The sequence below is a fragment of the Mesorhizobium sp. P3_A2 genome, from assembly GCF_056403115.1.
Window position 1 is genome coordinate 200,653 of sequence record NZ_JBFUGC010000003.1, and the last position, 18,924, is coordinate 219,576.

General features: G+C 62.3%; 22 protein-coding genes. 1 reads left to right on the top strand and 21 read right to left on the bottom strand.

The genetic code is table 11. The features are described from left to right. Positions 1 to 69: 69 nt before the first annotated feature. The 15 genes from AC1DXM_RS08465 to AC1DXM_RS08535 all read right to left on the bottom strand — a co-directional run bounded on the left by AC1DXM_RS08465 (position 70) and on the right by AC1DXM_RS08535 (position 14,012). Positions 70 to 357 carry a DUF2160 domain-containing protein gene (locus tag AC1DXM_RS08465; RefSeq protein ID WP_477232650.1) on the bottom strand — a complete coding sequence of 96 codons (288 nt, stop codon included), beginning with the start codon at positions 355 to 357 and terminating at the stop codon, positions 70 to 72. 2 nt (positions 358 to 359) lie between these two features. Then, entirely contained in the window at positions 360 to 1,274 is a 915-nt protein-coding gene (locus AC1DXM_RS08470) for a carbohydrate ABC transporter permease (RefSeq protein ID WP_192253788.1), read from the bottom strand. 1 nt (position 1,275) lies between these two features. Continuing rightward, complete coding sequence (locus AC1DXM_RS08475; protein ID WP_454574966.1) at positions 1,276 to 2,142, bottom strand: carbohydrate ABC transporter permease; 867 nt, start codon at positions 2,140 to 2,142, stop codon at positions 1,276 to 1,278. Then, a complete protein-coding gene (locus AC1DXM_RS08480; protein WP_477232651.1) occupies positions 2,143 to 3,219 on the bottom strand; it encodes an ABC transporter ATP-binding protein in 1,077 nt (358 codons plus the stop codon). 10 nt (positions 3,220 to 3,229) lie between these two features. Continuing rightward, positions 3,230 to 4,309 (bottom strand): ABC transporter ATP-binding protein, encoded by a 1,080-nt coding sequence (locus AC1DXM_RS08485; RefSeq protein WP_192253782.1) that lies wholly within the window; start codon positions 4,307 to 4,309, stop codon positions 3,230 to 3,232. A gap of 38 nt (positions 4,310 to 4,347) precedes the next feature. Then, on the bottom strand, positions 4,348 to 5,874 hold the full coding sequence (glpD, locus tag AC1DXM_RS08490; RefSeq protein ID WP_477232652.1) for a glycerol-3-phosphate dehydrogenase: 1,527 nt from the start codon (positions 5,872 to 5,874) through the stop codon (positions 4,348 to 4,350). 127 nt (positions 5,875 to 6,001) lie between these two features. After that, positions 6,002 to 6,769, bottom strand: a complete 768-nt coding sequence (locus tag AC1DXM_RS08495) for a DeoR/GlpR family DNA-binding transcription regulator (RefSeq protein WP_477232653.1) — start codon at positions 6,767 to 6,769, stop codon at positions 6,002 to 6,004. Between the two features lie 115 nt (positions 6,770 to 6,884). Further along, entirely contained in the window at positions 6,885 to 7,289 is a 405-nt protein-coding gene (locus AC1DXM_RS08500) for a hypothetical protein (RefSeq protein ID WP_477232654.1), read from the bottom strand. A 60-nt stretch (positions 7,290 to 7,349) separates the two neighbouring features. Beyond that, positions 7,350 to 8,759, bottom strand: coding sequence for a pyridoxal phosphate-dependent decarboxylase family protein (locus AC1DXM_RS08505; RefSeq protein ID WP_477232655.1), 1,410 nt, complete (start codon positions 8,757 to 8,759; stop codon positions 7,350 to 7,352). 73 nt (positions 8,760 to 8,832) lie between these two features. Then, a complete protein-coding gene (locus AC1DXM_RS08510) occupies positions 8,833 to 9,564 on the bottom strand; it encodes a proteasome-type protease (protein WP_436259815.1) in 732 nt (243 codons plus the stop codon). A 32-nt stretch (positions 9,565 to 9,596) separates the two neighbouring features. Further along, positions 9,597 to 10,391 (bottom strand): transglutaminase family protein, encoded by a 795-nt coding sequence (locus tag AC1DXM_RS08515; protein ID WP_112561555.1) that lies wholly within the window; start codon positions 10,389 to 10,391, stop codon positions 9,597 to 9,599. Positions 10,392 to 10,476: 85 nt separating this feature from the next. Next, positions 10,477 to 11,418, bottom strand: coding sequence for an alpha-E domain-containing protein (locus AC1DXM_RS08520; RefSeq protein WP_112561554.1), 942 nt, complete (start codon positions 11,416 to 11,418; stop codon positions 10,477 to 10,479). A gap of 91 nt (positions 11,419 to 11,509) precedes the next feature. Continuing rightward, entirely contained in the window at positions 11,510 to 12,922 is a 1,413-nt protein-coding gene (locus tag AC1DXM_RS08525; protein WP_162712104.1) for a circularly permuted type 2 ATP-grasp protein, read from the bottom strand. Positions 12,923 to 13,095: 173 nt separating this feature from the next. Next, a complete protein-coding gene (locus AC1DXM_RS08530; RefSeq protein ID WP_112561551.1) occupies positions 13,096 to 13,332 on the bottom strand; it encodes an Lrp/AsnC ligand binding domain-containing protein in 237 nt (78 codons plus the stop codon). Positions 13,333 to 13,400: 68 nt separating this feature from the next. Further along, a complete protein-coding gene (locus tag AC1DXM_RS08535) occupies positions 13,401 to 14,012 on the bottom strand; it encodes a DsbA family protein (RefSeq protein ID WP_477232656.1) in 612 nt (203 codons plus the stop codon). A gap of 196 nt (positions 14,013 to 14,208) precedes the next feature. On the opposite strand from AC1DXM_RS08535, the gene AC1DXM_RS08540 reads away from it, so the two are divergent. Further along, entirely contained in the window at positions 14,209 to 14,637 is a 429-nt protein-coding gene (locus AC1DXM_RS08540) for a DUF4864 domain-containing protein (RefSeq protein ID WP_112561549.1), read from the top strand. An 11-nt stretch (positions 14,638 to 14,648) separates the two neighbouring features. Here the strand turns inward: AC1DXM_RS08540 and AC1DXM_RS08545 are convergent, their stop codons facing one another. The 6 genes from AC1DXM_RS08545 to AC1DXM_RS08570 all read right to left on the bottom strand — a co-directional run bounded on the left by AC1DXM_RS08545 (position 14,649) and on the right by AC1DXM_RS08570 (position 18,890). Next, the gene (locus tag AC1DXM_RS08545; RefSeq protein ID WP_477232657.1) at positions 14,649 to 15,374 is read right to left on the bottom strand and encodes an SDR family NAD(P)-dependent oxidoreductase; all 726 of its coding nucleotides are present in this window, start codon (positions 15,372 to 15,374) and stop codon (positions 14,649 to 14,651) included. Positions 15,375 to 15,445: 71 nt separating this feature from the next. Continuing rightward, the gene (gene tgt, locus AC1DXM_RS08550; RefSeq protein ID WP_477232658.1) at positions 15,446 to 16,576 is read right to left on the bottom strand and encodes a tRNA guanosine(34) transglycosylase Tgt; all 1,131 of its coding nucleotides are present in this window, start codon (positions 16,574 to 16,576) and stop codon (positions 15,446 to 15,448) included. After that, complete coding sequence (locus AC1DXM_RS08555; RefSeq protein ID WP_477232659.1) at positions 16,569 to 16,838, bottom strand: hypothetical protein; 270 nt, start codon at positions 16,836 to 16,838, stop codon at positions 16,569 to 16,571. Before AC1DXM_RS08555 ends, tgt begins: the two co-directional genes overlap by 8 nt. Continuing rightward, positions 16,828 to 17,916, bottom strand: coding sequence for a tRNA preQ1(34) S-adenosylmethionine ribosyltransferase-isomerase QueA (gene queA, locus AC1DXM_RS08560; RefSeq protein ID WP_477232660.1), 1,089 nt, complete (start codon positions 17,914 to 17,916; stop codon positions 16,828 to 16,830). The genes AC1DXM_RS08555 and queA overlap by 11 nt, the downstream gene beginning before the upstream one ends. Then, entirely contained in the window at positions 17,916 to 18,365 is a 450-nt protein-coding gene (locus AC1DXM_RS08565) for a DMT family transporter (protein ID WP_477232661.1), read from the bottom strand. The genes queA and AC1DXM_RS08565 overlap by 1 nt, the downstream gene beginning before the upstream one ends. 12 nt (positions 18,366 to 18,377) lie before the next feature. Then, positions 18,378 to 18,890, bottom strand: coding sequence for a peptidylprolyl isomerase (locus AC1DXM_RS08570; RefSeq protein WP_477232662.1), 513 nt, complete (start codon positions 18,888 to 18,890; stop codon positions 18,378 to 18,380). Positions 18,891 to 18,924 lie beyond the last annotated feature (34 nt).

Genomic DNA, 18,924 nt, shown 5'->3' on the forward strand with positions numbered 1-18,924 from the left:
TCCACATTTAGGTTTCAAGTGCGATCTGGAGCGGCCGCCGGCACGCGGTCGCTCCAACAGTTTCCCCCTCTATACGTAGCGGAACACGCCGACGGCGTAGACCACGGAGAGAGCGAGAGCCCACCACAGGTTGGTTCCGACAAGACCCAGCCAAGCGAGATGGATGAAGGCGCTGCCAAGCAGCGAAAGAAAAAGGCGATCGCCGCGCGTCGTCTCGAAGCGCAGCACGCCGACACGGGGATTGCCGCCCGGCGAGACGAATTCCCAGGCCGCCATGCCGCACAGCAGGAAAAGAATGGTGCCGAAGAACGCCGCCGTTGGCCACGTCCACGCCATCCAGGTGAGGTCGAGATTCATGGTCACACCCTCCCCAGGGCGAAGCCCTTGGCGATGTAGTTGCGGACGAACCAGATGACCAGCGCGCCTGGGATCAGCGTCAGCACGCCGGCAGCGGCGAGCAGGCCCCAGTCCATGCCGGCGGCAGAGACCGTGCGGGTCATCGTAGCGGCGATCGGCTTTGCATCGGTGGTGGTCAGCGTGCGCGCGATCAACAGTTCCACCCATGAGAACATGAAGCAGAAGAAGCAGGCGACGCCGATGCCGCTGGCGATCAGCGGCATGAATATCTTCACGAAGAAACGCGGGAAGGAATAGCCGTCAATATAGGCGGTCTCGTCGATTTCCTTCGGCACGCCCGACATGAAGCCTTCGAGGATCCACACCGCCAGCGGCACGTTGAACAGGCAGTGCGCCAACGCCACCGCAATATGGGTGTCGATCAGGCCGAAGGCGGAATAGAGCTGGAAGAAGGGCAGCGCGAACACCGCCGGCGGCGCCATGCGGTTGGTCAGCAGCCAGAAGAACAGATGCTTGTCGCCGAGGAAACGGTAGCGCGAAAAGGCGTAGGCCGCCGGCAGCGCGGCCGCCACCGAAATCACCATGTTCATCACCACATAGGTGATCGAGTTGATGTAGCCCGAATACCAGGAGGCGTCGGTGAAGATGGTGACGTAGTTGGCGATCGTTGGCGCATGCGGATAGAGCGTCAGCGAAGAGACGATCTCGGCATTGGTCTTGAAGCTCATATTGATGAGCCAGTAGATCGGCAGCAAAAGCACGATGATGTAGACCGTCGGCACGATCCACCACCAGCGCGATTCCTCGCCGCGCTTGCGCATCAGCCGGGCGACCTGGTCCTGCGAGAGCGTGCTCGCCAGTTTGCCCTCGGCTGTCGTCTCGCTCACTCGGTCAGCTCTCTCGTTGGCGCCGCTCATCTCAGCGCTCCGCGTCGTAATTGGTCATCACGGTGTAGAACACCCACGACAACAACAGGATGATCAGGAAGTAGACCAGCGACATCGCCGCCGCCGGACCCAGGTCGAACTGGCCGAGCGCGGTCTTGACGAGGTCGATCGACAGGAAGGTCGTCGAATTGCCAGGCCCGCCGCCGGTGACGACGAAGGGCTCGGTGTAGATCATGAATGAGTCCATGAAGCGCAACAGCACGGCGATGAGCAGCACGCGCTGCATCTTCGGCAGCTGTATGTAGCGGAACACCGCCCAGCGCGAGGCGCCGTCGATCTTGGCCGCCTGGTAGAAGGCGTCTGGAATCGAGACCAGGCCGGCGTAGCAAAGCAGCACGACAAGGCTGGTCCAGTGCCAGACATCCATGATGATGATGGTGACCCAGGCGTCGTACGGGTCCTGGACGTAATTGTAGTCGATGCCAAGCGCATTGACGTAATAGCCGAGCAGACCGATGTCGTTGCGGCCGAACACCTGCCAGATGGTGCCGACCACGTTCCACGGGATCAAGAGCGGCAGTGCCATCAGCACCAGGCAGACCGGAACGCCCCAACCCTTCTTCGGCATGTTGAGCGCAATGAAGATGCCGAGCGGCACTTCGATGGCCAGGATGATGAAGGAGAAGATCAGGTTGCGCACCATCGCTTCCCAGAAGCGGTCGGATGACAGCAGCTCCTCGAACCATTCGGTGCCGGCCCAGAAGAACTGATTGTTGCCGAACGTGTCCTGCACCGAATAGTTGACGACCGTCATCAGCGGGATGACGGCCGAGAACGCCACCAGCACCAGCACCGGCAGCACCAGGAACCAGGCTTTGTTGTTCCAGGTCTTTTCCATCTATGCCCCCATCTCGACACGCCAGGAATCGGCATAGATGTTGATGCCGGCCGGGTCGAAGCGCACCTTCGGCTCGGCCGGCACGCTCTCGTCCTCGCCGATGACGGCTGCGATCTCGCGGCCCTCGAGGCTGGCGCGCACCACCTTGTGGCGGCCGAGATCCTCGACCTTGCTGATTTTCACCGCCATGCCGTCGCGGCCGAGCCTGACATATTCGGGACGGATGCCGAGTTCGATGGCGCCAGTATTCCCAGCGGCAGTCTTGGGCGCGCCGGGCAGTTCGATGCGCTGGCTGCCGATGGTCGCGGTCTTGCCCTCGATCGCCACCGGCATGACGTTCATGCCGGGCGAGCCGATGAAATAACCAACAAAAGTGTGGCGCGGGCGCTCGAACAATTCGGCCGGCGTGCCAATCTGGACGATGCCGCCATCATACATGACGACCACCTGGTCGGCGAAGGTCAGCGCCTCGGTCTGGTCATGGGTGACATAGACCATGGTATAGCCGAAGCGGCGGTGCAGCTGCTTCAACTGCGAGCGCAGCACCCACTTCATATGCGGGTCGATGACGGTCAGCGGCTCGTCGAACAGGATGGCGTTGACATCGGAGCGCACCAGGCCGCGGCCGAGCGAAATCTTCTGCTTCTGGTCGGCGGTCAGGCCCCTCGCCTTCTTCTTCGCCCATGACGCCAGATCGATCATCTCCAGCGTCTCGCGCACCTTGCGGTCGACGTCGGCTTCCGGCACGCCGCGGTTGCGCAGCGGGAACGCCAGATTGTCGTAGACGGTCATGGTGTCGTAGATGACCGGGAACTGGAACACCTGCGCGATGTTGCGCTCCTGCGTCGACAGATTGGTGACGTCCTTGCCGTTGAACAGCAGCTTTCCGTGCGAAGGATGCAGCAGGCCTGAAATGATGTTGAGCAGCGTGGTCTTGCCGCAGCCGGACGGCCCGAGCAGCGCATAGGCGCCGCCATCCTCGAAAGTGTGGTGCACTTCCCTGAGAGCGAAATCGGCATCCTTCTGCGGGTTGGGCAGGTAGGAGTGCCGGACATGGTTGACGTCGATGCGCGCCATCTCTTCCCCCTCAAGCCGCCAGCTTCGATGCGGCGACGGCGCTGCCGTTGCTGTCGAAGACCATGATGTGGCGCGGATCGATGAACACCTCGATCTCTGCGTCGGGCTCGAAATCGCGGATGCCATGGGTCAGCATGACCCAGCGCGCGTCAGCGAAATCGAGATGGATAAAGCTTTCCGAACCGGTGATCTCGGTGATCGTCACCTTGGCGCGCACCGGCACGGCGGCAGCGTTGGGCCGCTCGAGCGAGAGATGATGCGGCTGGAAACCGATCGTATAGTTGGCGTCGGCGATGCCGGAAAGCTCGGCCGGCACCGGCAGCTTGACGCCGCCCTCGAGCAGGAAATCCGGGCCCTTCTTGGCCAGCACGATGGTGTTGAGCGGCGGATCGGCAAAGGTCCTTGCCGTCACCAGGTCGATCGGCTTGCGGAAGACGTCGATGGTCGGGCCGAACTGGGTGATGCGTCCCTCGGACAGCGTCGCCGTGTTGCCGCCGAGCAGCAGCGCTTCGTGCGGCTCAGTCGTGGCATAGACGAAAATGGTGCCGGCGGCAGCGAAGATCTTCGGCAGCTCGGCGCGCAATTCCTCGCGCAATTTGTAATCGAGATTGGCGAGCGGCTCGTCGAGCAGGACCAGGCTTGCGTTCTTGACGATGGCGCGCGCAAGCGCCGTGCGTTGCTGCTGGCCGCCGGACAGGCTGAGCGGCGTGCGATCGAGATAGGGCGTCAGCTTCAGAAGCGCTGCCGCGTTGCGGACTTCCTTGTCGATCTTGGCCTGATCGGTGCCGGCGACGCGCAACGGCGAAGCGATGTTCTCATAGACCGTCATCGCGGGGTAATTGATGAACTGCTGGTAGACCATGGCGATCTTGCGCTGCTGCACCGGCATACCGGTGACATTCTGGCCGTCGAACCAGACCGAGCCGGAGGTCGGCACGTCGAGCCCGGCCATCAGCCGCATCAGGCTGGTCTTGCCCGACAGCGTTGGCCCGAGCAGGACGTTGAGCGAGCCGTGTTGAAGCGTCAGCGAGACGTCGCGGATGTGCTCCGCGGCACCGACCGTCTTCGTCACGTTTCTCAGTTCCAGCATGATGCCTCCTCCCAGGCTTTGTGCATCAATCGCCTTCCCTATTCCGCTGCAACGACATGGCGCTGGCTGATGCCGCGCATGAATTCGTCAAGGGCCGAGACCTGCTCGCGGCTGAAATGCAGGCCGCGCTTGGTGCGACGCCACAATACATCTTCGGCGGTCAGCGCCCATTCATTTTCGCAGAGGTAGCGCACCTCGGCCTCGTAGAGATCGGCGCCGAAATTGCGGCCGAGATCGGCATTCGACTTGGCAAGGCCGAGCAGCACTTGCGCGCGCGTGCCGTAAAGCCTGGTCAGCCGGCGCGCCAGGCGCTGGTCGAGGAAAGGATAGGAGCTCTTCAGCTTCGCCACCTGCGCGTCGAAACCGGTGGCCGGGAAATCGCCGCCGGGCAAGGACGCGTTCGCCGTCCATGGCTTGCCGCGCTTGCCGAGAAACCCTTCGATCTTTTCCAGCATCGATTCCGACAGCCGGCGATAGGTGGTGATCTTGCCGCCGAAAGCATTGACGATCGGCGCCTTGCCCTCGCCGCTATCGGCCTTCAGCACATAGTCGCGGGTCGCTTCCTGCGCCTTCGAGGCGCCGTCATCATAGAGCGGGCGCACCGCCGAATAGGTCCAGACGATGTCCGGGCGCGTCACGGGCTTGGCAAAATATTCGCTCGCCGCCGCGCAGAGATAGTCGATCTCGGTGTCGCTGATCTTCACGTCATGCGGATCGCCGGGATAGTCGCGATCGGTGGTGCCGATCAGCGTGAACTCTTCCTCATAGGGAATGGCGAAGATGATGCGCCCATCCTTGTTCTGGAAGAAGTACGCGCGCGGATCGTCAAACTTCTTCTTGATGACGATGTGACTGCCCTGCACCAGGCGGACATTGTGCACGTCGTTCTGGCCCACAGTGGTCGACAGCACGTGGTCGACCCACGGGCCGGCGGCATTGACCAGCAGCCGGGCCTTTACCTCCTCGGTCGTTCCGGTCGCCAGATCCTCCAGGCGGATTGCCCAGATATCGCCTTCGCGCCTTGCTGCGACGACTTTCGTGCGGGTGCGGATGGTGGCGCCGCGGTCGGCGGCGTCACGCGCGTTCAACGCCACCAGGCGGGCATCGTTGACCCAGCCGTCCGAATACTCGAACGCCTTGTGAAACAGCGGCTTCAGCGGTTTGCCGGCCGGATCCTTGGCCATGTCGAGCGTGCGGGTCGCCGGCAGCAATTTGCGGCCGCCAATGTGGTCGTAGAGAAAGAGGCCGAGCCGGATCAGCCAGGCCGGGCGCAGGCCCTTGGCATAGGGCAGCACGAAGCGCATCGGCCAGATGATGTGCGGCGCGTTCTTCCACAGAACTTCGCGCTCCATCAGCGCCTCGCGCACCAGCCGGAATTCGTAGAATTCGAGGTAGCGCAGGCCGCCATGGATCAGCTTGGTCGAACCGGAGGAGGTCCCGCTGGCCAGGTCGTTCATCTCGGCGAGAAACACCGAGAAGCCGCGGCCAACTGCATCGCGGGCAATGCCGCAGCCGTTGATACCGCCGCCAATGACAAAGATGTCATGGATCGGAGATGCGTCCAAGAATTCCTCCAGCGATTTCGCATTGCAGCATTTTTGGTGTTTTGCGAAACCGTGGCGGAATTATTTCGAAATGATAACGAATGTCAAACGAAATATCACGGCCACGTAATAGGGGCCCCGAAAGCCGCTAGCCGAGCGACGTTTCGATCAATTGAACCTCCGCTTCCTCGCAGATCTTGCGCACCGACGGGATGTCGCAACGGTCGGTGATGAAGGTGTTGACCTGGGACAGATGGCCGATGCGCACCGGCGCGGTGCGCTCGAACTTGGTCTGATCGGAAACCAGGATGACATGCCTGGCATTGGCGATGATGGCTTGCGCCACTTTCACTTCGCGAAAGTCGAAATCGAGCAACGCGCCGTCGTGGTCGATGGCCGAGGCGCCGATGACGGCATAGTCGACCTTGAACTGCCTGATGAAATCGACCGCCGCCTCGCCGACCACACCGCCGTCGGAGCCGCGCACGACGCCGCCGGCGATCACCACCTCGATCGAAGGATAAATGCGCATCCTGTTGGCAACATTGATATTATTGGTGATGACCATGAGCCCGGTATGGTCGAGCAGCGCCTTGCTGACCGACTCGGTCGTGGTGCCGATATTGATGAACAACGAGGCGTGGTCGGGAATCAGCCTGGCCGCCGCGCGGCCGATCGCCTCCTTCTCGTCGGCCGCGATCTTGCGGCGCGCCTCATACTCCATGTTCTCGATGCCGGACGGGAACAACGCCCCGCCATGGATGCGCGACAGCAGCCGCTGGTCGCAGAGATCGTTGAGGTCCTTGCGGATGGTCTGCGGCGTCACGTTGAAATGCGTGGCCAGATCGTCGACCAGCACGCGGCCATGGTCTTTGGCCATCTGGATGATTTCGGCATGGCGCGGCGACAGATACACTGAGAACCTCCCGTTTTCGTTTTTCTTGTTTGTAGCTCAAAACGAAAGCAATGAAAAGGGATAAGCCGGCTAATGAAATATCGGTGATTGCAAAGGCGAACCAGGCAGATACAGCTCAGACCCGCTCCGCCACCTTGCGGGCGACGGCAGCGACTTTGCCCGGCGAGCGGATCATCAGGAATTTGCCGGACCAGTTTCCCAGGATGCGCCAGGTGCCCTCTATCTCTGTGCCATCGCCGTTCAGAATGCCGCTGTAGTGGATTGGATCCACGTTCGGTCCGGCATTGTCGTATGTTTTGACGAAGGAGACGGCGTTGCCGTCGCGCTGCCCCTGCAGGGTTGCGTATCTCACTGTGCCGGTCGCCGGGCCGGCCGGTTCGTGGGTCGCCCCCGTCAACCGGGTTGCCGTCTCGATCAGCGTCGCGACAAACGAGACCGGCGCCAGCTCGCGCGGATAGAAATAGCGCCCGTTCCAGACGCCCGTCAGATTCCGGCTCGCCTCTTCGCCCTGCCCGGCCATATGCTTGCTCGCAATTCCTTGCTGGCTACCCCGCGGCGGCAACCGCCCGGACAATCCCTGTCAATCGCTCAGCGACCTTGCACAGTCGCAAATAACGGTGAAGGCGGTATCGACGTCTTCTGCAGTCGTCTCGAACTGTCCGACCTGGAAACGAATGGCGACCCGTCCGTCGACCCGCGTCTGCGTCAGATAAAGGCGGCCGTCGTCGTTGATGGCATTGACCAGGCGCAGATTGTGGTCGTCGGCGTCGCCGGTGGCCTTATGGTGGAATGAAAACAGCGATAGCATTGGCTCGGTGACGATCTCGAAATCCGGCTCGTTCGCCAGCCGCGCCGCAAAGCCCTCGCTCCAGGCGACGTGGTTGCGGATCATGGTGCGCAGCGCTTCCAGTCCGTGCGCGCGCAGCAGGAACCACAGTTTCAAAGCGCGGAAGCGGCGGCCAAGCGGCACCGACCATTCGGAATAATTGATGATGCCGTCGCGGCCATGCGTCTTCAGGAATTCGGGTTTGATCGCCAAAGTGCGGACTAGATCCTCGGGCTGGCGGATGAACTGCATCGAGCAGTCAAATTGCGCGCCAAGCCACTTATGCGGGTTGAAGACGATGGAATCGGCGAGCTCTGCGCCGGCCCAGAAATGGCGGAATTCCGGGCAGATCATTGCCGATCCGGCCCAGGCGGCATCGACATGCAGATAGAGCCCATGGCGCCTAGCCACCGCGGCAACGGCGGCGACATTGTCGGTGCCACCGGTGTTGGTGCCGCCGACGCTGGCGATGATGCCGGCGGGCAGCATGCCGGCCTCACGGTCGGCGACGATTGCCGCCTCGAGCGCCGCCGTATCCATGGCGCGAAAGCGCCCGGTGACCGGAATGCGGACCAGATTGTCCTCGCCGATACCCGACACCCAGATCGCGCGATCGATCGAGGTGTGGACCTGATCGGAGGAATAGATGCGCGGCCGCTTCTGCCCGGCCAGGCCCTGTTTGTTGCCCTGCCAATCGAGCGCCCGCTCGCGCATGGTCAGCACGGCGGCCAGTGTCGCCGACGAGGCCGAATCCTGGATGACGCCGGAAAATCCTTCGGGCAGGCCGAGCGCCTGGCGCATCCAGTCGACAATGCGTGTCTCGAGTTCGGTCGCGGCCGGCGAGGTCTGCCACAGCATGCATTGCGCGGCCATCGCCGAGACAAGATATTCGGCCACCACCGAGACAGGTGCGGCATTGGCCGGGAAATAGGCAAAGAAGCGCGGATGCTGCCAGTGCGTCATCCCGGGCACGATCTTGTCTTCGAAATCGGCGAAAATCCGCTCCATCGGCTCAGCCGCTTCCGGTGGCGACGCCTCTATGCTGCGAAAGATTTCGCCGGGTTCGACCAGCGGCCGCACCGGTCTTTCCCTCAGCGAGGAACGGTAATCGACGCCCCAGTCGGCGGCGTGCCTCGACCATTGCCGGAAATCGTCGTTGTTCATTCTGGTCTCCAGACTTGGGCCAAGCAGCGTCGATCGCCGCGGCTAGCGCCACGCAAAGCGCCAGCAAGGCAATCTAACCCGGGAAATCAGGCAGGCTGGCAAAGGCCGTTTTCAGCGCGTTCGACCAGCCGTCCGAGATGGTGCGATAATACTGGTCGTCCTGGCCTATCCGCTTCTTCAGCCCGACCTTGAAAGCATCCTTCTCGAGGAACAGCAGGTCGAGCGGCAAGCCGACGGACAGGTTCGACTTCAGTGTCGAATCGAAGGAGACCAGAAGCAGCTTCACCGTTTCGGCCAGGCTCATCGTCCTTTCATAGGCGCGGATGATGATCGGCTTGCCGTATTTGGTCTCGCCGATCTGGAAGAACGGCGTGTCATCGGTCGATTCGATAAAATTGCCCTCGGGGTAGATCATGAACAGTCGCGGCGCGCTGCCCTTGATCTGGCCGCCGAGGATGAAGGAGGCGTTGAAATAGGAATCCGCCTTTTCACCGGCCGGTGACGACTGGGCGATGACTTCCTTGACGGTGTCGCCGACCAGCCGCACCGTCTGGTACATGGACGGGGTTTCGAGCAGCGTCGCATGGCGTTCGCCGATCGCCTTGTTGCGCTCGTCGAGCAGGCTGATGACAGCCTGCGTCGTCGCCAGATTGCCGGCCGACATCAGCACGATGACGCGCTCGCCCGGCTCTTCCCAGACATGCATCTTCTTGAAGGTCGAGATCGAATCCATGCCGGCATTGGTGCGCGTGTCCGACATGAACACGAGCCCACGATCGATCTTGAGGCCGACGCAATAAGTCATGGAATCTCTTCAGGCAGCAATCTTGCCGAGAACTACTGCTCTACCGTGACGGTGACCGCAAGCTGTTCCTCCGCCTGTCCCAGTCGAATTCCCGACACCGGCGAGGCATCGCGATAATCGCGGCCGGTGGCCACCCTGACATAGCGCTCGTCAGGGGAAATGCCATTGGCGGCGTCGAAGGCGACCCAGCCGAGACCCTGGACATGGACTTCGGCCCAGGCATGGCTTGCCGCCTGTTCGATGGCCGCATCCATCATAAGATAGCCGCTGACATAACGGGCCGGAAAGCCCATGGCGCGGGCCGCGGCGACAAAGATATGGCTGTGGTCCTGGCAGACGCCGGTCTTCAGCGCCAACGCTTCTTCGGCCGGCGTCGTCACGCTGGTGGTGCCCGGCGTGTAGGCGACGCGCTCGACGATCAGCGCCATCAAGCGATGCAGCCTCTCTATGTCGGTGCCTTTGCCGACCGCCGCGGCAAGCTCGCGGATGCCGTCGCCGGGGATGGTCAAAGCGGTCTCCTGGCTGAACAGCCAGAGCGGCGCATAGCCGTGATGCGGGCCGGAAACACCCGCTGTGTCACGCGTGACAACCTCGCCGGAGGCCTCGACGGTGATGAAGTCGCGCTCGCCCTCCACGCTCAACAGCCTGTTATCGTTGCCGAAATGGTCGCTGAAGCGCACTTCTTCGCGCGCACCTTCGATCTTCAGCGCCCAGGACAGCACGGTCTGCGTCGGGCCGCTGACCGGCAACAGCCGCAGCCGCTGCAGCAGATAGTGTACCGGCGCGTCGTAGCGGTATTCCGTCCGGTGGGTGATCTTCAATCTCATAACTTGTCTTCCGTTTTGAGCATGACCTTATCCGAAAACCGGGTCCCACTTTTCGCTAACGCGGTCCTCCGGTTCGGGGTCATGCTCAATTGAACCGGTAATCCTGGGCGATCTCGTCACCGAGCTTGGTGTTGTCCTGGATGAACCTGGCCAGGAATTCGTGCAGGCCGGCGTCGAATATGTCCTTGATCGACCCTGCCCGCAGCATCGCCTGGGTCCTGTCGACCGTCGCGTGGCAGGCATGGCGTTCGCCATAATCGTCGCCGAGGAATTTCAGGTGCTCGGCGAGAAAACGATAGCAGAAGGTCAGCGAGCGCGGCATGCGGACGTTGAGGATCAGATAGTCGGCAATGTTGGTCGGCTTGTAGTCGGCCTCATAGACCCAGCGGTAGGAACGGTGCGCCGACACCGAGCGCAGGATCGACTCCCACTGGTAATTGTCCAGCGTCGAGCCAACCCAGGAGATCGACGGCAACAACACGTAGTATTTCACGTCGAGGATGCGCGCCGTGTTGTCGGCGCGTTCGACATAGGTGCCGAGCTGCGAGAAGTCGAAGATCTCGTTGCGCAGCATGGTGCCGTAAAAACAGCCGCGGATAAGCGCCGTCTCGCGCTTGATGGCGTCGAGCACGCTCGGCAGGTCGCGCTCGTCGATCGGCTTTGCCAGCATCCGCTTCAACGCCATCCAGGCCTCGTTGATGCTTTCCCAGGTTTCGCGTGTCAGCGCGGTACGCACCATGCGGGCATTGTTGCGTGCGGTCTCGATCGCCGACATCGTGCTCGACGGGTTCGAGGTGTCGCGCAGAAGGAAGTCGGCGACATTGGCGGCGGTATAGTCTTGGTACTTCTGCGTGAAGGTGACGTCGGAGCCGGCGCTGAGCAGCACCGAATTCCACTCTTCCGAAGCGCTCTGGGTACGCGTCAGCGCCATGCGCAGGCCGGCATCGACCAGACGCGCCATGTTTTCCGCCCGCTCGATATAGCGGTTCATCCAGTAGAGCCCGTTGGCGGTGCGGCCCAAAAGCATATCAGCGTGCCCCGATGTCGAGCGAATAGCGAATAGCGAGTAGCGAATAGGGAAGAATGCTTTTCATGATTGCTGCGTCCCCCTGCCCAGCTCAGTCATCGAGTACCCACGTATCCTTGGTGCCGCCGCCCTGCGAGGAGTTGACCACCAGCGACCCTTCTTTGAGCGCCACCCGCGTCAAGCCGCCGGGCACGATCTGGATGCGGTCGGAGACCAGCACGTAGGGGCGCAAGTCGACATGGCGCGGCGACAAGCCTTTTTCTGTCAGGATCGGACAGGTCGACAGCGCCAGCGTCGGCTGGGCGATGTAGTTGGAAGGTTTGGCCTGCAGCTTCTTGGCGAAGTCCTGGCATTCCTTCTTGGTCGCCGCCGGGCCGACCAGCATGCCGTAGCCGCCGGAGCCGTGCACTTCCTTGATGACCAACTCGTGGATGTGTTCGAGTACGTATTTCAGGCTGTCGGGTTCCGAGCAGCGCCAGGTCGGGATGTTGCCGAGGATGGCTTTGCGGCCGGTGTAGAACTCGACGATCTCGGGCATATAGGAATAGATCGCCTTGTCGTCGGCAATGCCGGTGCCCGGCGCATTGGCGATGGTGATGTTGCCGGCGCGGTAGACATCCATGATGCCGGGCACGCCAAGGGCCGAGTCCGGCCGGAAAGTCAGCGGGTCGAGGAACGAATCGTCTACACGCCGGTAGAGCACGTCGATCTGCTTGTAGCCCTCGGTGGTGCGCATGGCGACATGGCCGTCGACAACGCGCAAATCCTGGCCTTCGACCAGCTGCACGCCCATCTGGTCGGCAAGGAAGGCGTGCTCGAAATAGGCGGAGTTGAAGCTGCCCGGCGTCAGCACGGCGATGGTCGGCGCGCCCTTGGTGCTTTGCGGCCGGACCGCGGCCAGCGACTGGCGCAGCAGTTGCGGATAGTTCTCGACCGGCCGCACCTTGATCTGCTGGAACAGCTCGGGGAAGAGCTGCATCATCGTCTCGCGGTTCTCCAGCATGTAGGAGACGCCCGACGGCGTGCGCGCATTGTCCTCCAGCACGTAGAACTCGTTCTCAGAGATGCGGACGATATCGACGCCGATAATGTGGGTGTAGACGCCGGCCGGCGGCCGCACGCCAATCATTTCCGGCAGGAAGGCCTCGTTCCTGGCGATCAGTTCCCTCGGCACGCGGCCGGCGCGCAGGATTTCCTGGCGATGGTAGATGTCGTCGAGGAAGGCGTTCAGCGCCTGCACGCGCTGCTCGATGCCTTGCGTGAGGCGCCGCCATTCATTGCCGGAGATGATGCGCGGAACGATATCGAAGGGGATCAGCCGCTCGGAAGCTTCCTGCTCGCCATAGACGGCGAAGGTGATGCCGGTCTTGCGGAAGACCCGCTCGGCGTCCTGCATCTTTTCGGTAAGCCTGGCCGGGTCCTGCTCCTTCAGCCAGCGGTCGTAAGCCGTATACGGTTTTCTCAATCCGGAAACTTCCGGAAGCATTTCATCGAACGCTGCCAATCGCATACTCCCCTGTGAGGCCATTTCACTGGCGTCGCGGGAGAAAATCAAGCGCAATCGATGATTTGGAGGATACGGGTGATCAGTATGTTACGACTGCCCAAAATTAGGGCAGTCGAAACAGGGGCGTAATCAGGCTTTGCCTCCTCGCCGGGCAAGTGCCTGATGCGGCTTTAGAAAGCGCGGAAGGTGACGACCGTGAAGGTGTCCTTGATTCCGGGAAGATGCTGTACCTTCTCGTTGACGAAGTGGCCGACATCTTCCTCGTCGTCGACGTAGAATTTGGCGAGCAGATCGTAATTGCCGGCGGTCGAGTAGATTTCCGATGCGATCTCGGCGTCGGCGAGCGCGCTGGCGACCTCATAGGACTTGCCCAGGTCGCACTTTATCTGCACGAAAAACGTCTTCATTGCCGGTCCCGATCAAGCTTCAGCAAACAAGCGGCCCTTGTGGCAGACTGCCGCCCGGCTTTCAAGCATCAGGCCGAACGCGCCTTGGCAACAGCCTGCCTGAGCTCGGACACCGGCATACCGCGCCGGTAGAGACTGCCGCCGATGACCAGAGCCGGCGTGCCGCGCAGCTTGAAGGCCATCGCCTGGCTGTCGGTGCGCAAAAGGGCAGCGTCGATGCCGGGTTCACGGATGGCGAGACCGGCACGCACCATCGCCACATCGACGCCGACGGAATCCAGGATGTCGTTGGTGCGGCGTTCCGAGAGGCCACGCTGGTTGGTCATCAGCGCATCGACCGCGGCGGCATAGTGTTCGCCGGTCAGCAGAGCCACACGCGCCGCATCGCGCGAGACGTCGCCGAAGATCGGCCAGTCCTTCATCACCAGGCGGATGCCGCTGTCCTCTGCCATCAGTTTCTTCAGTTCGACGAAGACGAGCTTGCAGATCGGGCACTGATAGTCGACGAATTCAGCGATGGTGACGTCGCCGTCCGGATTGCCGAGTGCTGGAATGGCCGGATCGAAGGCGATTTCGGTGACGGTCGGCCCGGTGGCTGCCCAAGCGGGCAAGGGAGCCAGAACTGCAAAGCTAGCCGCGCCCTTCAGCAAAAGGCGCCGGTCAATCGGCTGCTTAGACATGGTCGGTCCCTGGTTGCGCGAACGGGTCCCACCCGTCCCCCTACGATGCGCGCCCCGCCTTAAAGGATGCTTAAGCATGATCTTGTGGCACTTGCGTGGCGAATTACTGCGGTTGCTGAAACCGGGAGGCAGCGCCAAGCGTATGGTATGATGTGTCTTCAGACAGCGATTTGTCAGGAGACAATGGAGACAGGCCATGCGCCGTATCGCATTCGCAGTCGTTTCATTGCTGTTCGCGTCTTCCCTGTTCATCTCGGCAGCCCTTGCCGGCGATGCCGAAATCAAGGCCGGCCAGGCCGTCATCGATGGTCAGCTGAAGGCGCTCATCGCAAACGATGGCGCGAAGGCCTACAGCTACGCTGCTCCAAACGTGAAGCAGATTTTCCCGACCGTCGACGCCTTCATGAACATGGTGACCAACGGCTACGCGCCGGTGCGTCAGCCACAAAGCTACTCCTTCGGCAAGGTCGAGCAGACCGGCCCAGGCTCGATCATCCAGCAGGTGCTGATCGTCGGTCCCGACGGCAAGGACTACGAGGCGGTCTATACGCTGCAGCAGCAGCCCGACGGCAGTTTCCAGATCACCGGCTGCAGCCTGCGGGCGTCGAATTCACTGAGCACCTGACGCACAAAGCCTCAGTAGCGTGCCCTGCCGCCCGACATGTCGAACACGGCTCCGGTGTTGAATGCGCTGGCGTCGGAACAAAGCCAAAGCACCAGTGCCGCCACTTCATCGACCGAGCCAAGGCGCTTGAGCGGGCTGGCATTTATCATGTCGTCTACGACATCGTTTCCAAGGCGCCTGATCAACTCGGTATCGATCGGCCCCGGTGCCACGCAATTCACCCGAATGTCCGTATCGCAGGTCTCCCGCGACAAGGCTTTCGTAAAGGCAATGACGCCTGCACTCGCCGCTGAATAGGCGGCCAGATTCGGCAACCCCTCCTTGCCTGCCAGGGATCCCATATTGCTGATCCGGCCCCTACCAGCCTTGCGCATGATCGGCAGAACCTGATGCGTAACCTCGAAAACGCCGATCAGGTTGACACCGATGATGCGTTGCCACTCGATCGGATCGAATGCCTCGAACCCACGATAGTCGCCTAAATAGCCTGCATTGTTGATTAGAATGTCAATCCGGCTACTGTCTGCGACGACCTCAGCCAGGGCGTCTTTGATCTGGTGAGCCTTTGTCACATCGACCGTCTGGCAATGCGCGCCGTCCACAGGTGTCGGATCAGCATCCCATATCCAGACTTCGGCCCCGGAGTTCAACAACTGCACCGCAATGGCCTTGCCGATGCCTCGTGCGCCGCCAGTCACGATCGCAGTCTTGCCGCCAAGTTCATATGTGACAGTCATGGCCTGACCCCAACCGGAATCTGCGCCCGGACAATGGATCCGTCAATCATCGTCAGGTGGCGTTGATTTGTTCAACGGGTAGGAATATCGCCCCTCGCCCAGCCCTCGGAAATCTCCGCCGTGCGCGCCTCGAAGGCGCCGGCCTCGATCGCGCCGCGAATCTCCTGCATCAGCTTCTGATAGTAGGACAGGTTGTTCCACGTCAGCAGCATCGCCCCCAGCGCCTCCTGCGAGCGCACGAGATGATGCAGATAGGCGCGTGAATAATCCCGAGCGGCCGGGCAGTCGCTTTCCTCGTCCAGCGGGCGCGGATCGTCGGCATGGCGCGCATTTCTCAGATTGACCTTGCCGCGCCTGGTGTAGGCCAGGCCGTGGCGGCCGGCCCGGGTCGGCATGACGCAATCGAACATGTCGATGCCGCGCGCCACCGATTTCACGATGTCGTCCGGCGTGCCGACGCCCATGAGATATCTGGGCTTGTTATCAGGCAGTTCCGGACAGGTGATGTCGAGCATCTCCAGCATCACTGCTTGCGGCTCGCCGACGGCGAGGCCGCCGACAGCGTAGCCCTTCAGCTCCATAGTGCTCAGCGCCTGCGCCGAGCGCAGCCTGAGCGCTGCGTTGTCGCCGCCTTGTACAATGCCGAACATCGCCTTGCCCGGCTGGTCGCCGAACGCCGTCTTGCAGCGCTCCGCCCAGCGCAGCGACAATTCCATCGCGCGCTCGATCTCCTTGAGGTCGGCCGGAAGTGCTGTGCATTCGTCGAGCTGCATCTGGATGTCGGAATCGAGCAGCCCCTGGATCTCGATCGAACGCTCCGGCGACATCTCGTAAGGCGCGCCGTCAATATGCGAGCGGAAGGTGACGCCCTTCTCGGTCAGTTTCCTGAGCTTTGACAGCGACATCACCTGAAAGCCGCCGCTGTCGGTCAGGATGGGATGCGGCCAGCGGGCGAACTCATGCAGGCCGCCGAGGCGCGCCACGCGCTCGGCGCCGGGCCGCAGCATCAGATGGTAGGTGTTGCCCAGGATGATGTCGGCGCCGACGCCGCGCACCTGGTCCATATACATGGCCTTGACCGTGCCGCCGGTGCCGACCGGCATAAAGGCCGGCGTGCGGATTTCGCCGCGCGGCATGTCGATGATACCGCGCCGCGCCTTGCCGTCTGTGGCCAGGACCTTGAAGGTAAACGTCTTAGCCATTGAATTCCTTGTCATGGACAGGGGCGTCCGGCGCCTGCCTGTCGAGCGACTGGCGATACTGGATGCAGCCGCGCATGAATTTTGGCCAGGGCGGCACCGCGATCGCCGGCTCGGTCTTTTCCGGCAGCAGATCCCACAGATCGGGATGATGCCAGCAGAGATCATGGCCCGTCGTATCGCGGTGCGCACGAATGCCGGCGCGCAGTTTTTTCACCTCCGCGATCAGGCTTTCGCGGTCAAGGGCTTGCAGATCATCGTCCATCGCTCATCTCCGCTCGGTAAAGCAGGCTTGCGTCTCCGTAGGAGTAGAATCTGTAGCTGGTGTCGATGGCATGCGCATAGGCGGCCCGCATTGTGTCGAGGCCACTAAAGGCCGAAACCAGCATGAACAGCGTCGAGCGCGGCAGATGGAAGTTCGTCATCAGCAGGTCGGCGGTCTTGAACCGGTAGCCGGGTGTGATGAAAATGTCGGTCGGGCCGGACCATGCGGCGAGCGTACCGTCGCGCTTTGCCGCGCTCTCCAGCAGGCGCAACGAGGTGGTGCCGACGGCGATGATGCGCCCGCCCCTCGCCTTGGCGGCGTTGAGCGCCTCGGCCGTTGCTTCACTCACTGAGCCGGTCTCGGCATGCATCTTGTGGTCGGCGGTATCGTCGGCCTTGACCGGCAGGAAGGTGCCGGCGCCGACATGCAAGGTGACGAAGCGGCGTTCGATGCCTTTGGCGTCTAGCGCGGCAAACAGCTCCGGCGTGAAATGCAGGCCGGCGGTGGGCGCTGCGACCGCGCCCTCCTCCCTGGCATAGATGGTCTGATAGTCCGTCAGGTCGCGCGCGTCATCGTCACGCTTGGAGGCGATGTAGGGCGGCAGCGGGATGTGGCCGACGGCGCGCAGCGCCTCGTCGAGAAACGGGCCGGACAGGTCGAAGCCGAGCAGCGCCTCGCCAGCCTCGCCCTTCTCGATCACCGTGGCGTCGAGCTGGCCGAGGAAGCAGGAATTGCCTTCATGGCCGAAATGGATGCGGTCGCCGGCAGCGATGCGCTTGCCCGGCCGCATGAAGGCCAGCCAGCGGTCCGGCGCCATGCGCATGTGCAGCGTCGCCTCGACCTGCGCCTGCGCTTCGCCGCGCCGCCTGATGCCTCTCAATTGGGCCGGAATGACCTTGGTGTCGTTGAAGACCAGCACGTCACCGGCCCCGAGCAGGGACGGCAGGTCGCGCACCGTGCGGTCCGAAAGCCCCTCACCTGGCTTGACCACCAGCATCTTGGCGCTGTCGCGCGGCTCGGCCGGGCGCAGCGCAATGCGTTCCTCAGGCAGGTCGAAGTCGAAGAGGTCGACGCGCATCAGTAAAGCCGGACGAGCAGCGCTCCGGCCAAGAGCAGCACCGCGCCGGCGACGCGGCCGAGCGAAATCTCGCGCACCGCGACGCCGAGAAAGCCGATGCGGTCAATCAGCATGCCGGCCAGCAACTGGCCGGCGACCAGGAACGCCATCAGGGCGGCAGCACCAATGCGCGGCGTCAGAATGGTCGACAGCGTGACATAGAAGCCGCCGAGCATGCCGCCGGCGATGAACAGCCACGGCGCCGGCGCCTTCCAGTCGAGTGAGATGTCGTTCAACTTCACCACCACCACTGAGATGATGCCGAGCACGATCGCGCCGGACAGGAACGAAAACGCCGCCGCCGCGACCGGGAGACCCAGGCCGCGCGCCAGCTGCGAATTGATCGGCGCCTGAATGGCGATGAAGGCGCCGGACAGGATGCCGAGCAGCGACCAGACGACGCCCATCATCGATATCAGTCCTTACTTGACGTCGGCCGCGACCTTCAGCGACACGATCTTGTCGGGATCGACCACCGGCTCGCCGCGCTTGATCTTGTCGACATTGTCCATGCCTTCGATGACCTGGCCCCAGACCGTATACTGGCGGTTGAGGAAGGCGGCATCGTCGAAGCAGATGAAGAACTGCGAATTGGCCGAGTTCGGGTTCTGCGAACGCGCCATCGAGCAGGTGCCGCGACCGTGGTTGGCGTTGGAAAACTCGGCCTTCAGGTCGGGCTTTTCCGAGCCGCCCATGCCGGCGCGGGAGGGAGCAAAAGTCGGCTTCGACGAATTGCCGAACTTGACGTCGCCGGTCTGCGCCATGAAACCTTCGATGACGCGGTGGAAGACGACGCCGTCATAGGCACCCTCGCGCGCCAGTTCCTTGATGCGGGCGACATGGCCGGGGGCCAGATCGGGGAACAGTTCGATGACGACCTTACCCTTGGTCGTTTCCATGATGAGCGCGTTTTCGCGGTCCTTGATCTCAGCCATGTCGGATATCCTTTATCTCAGAAAAACAGATTGA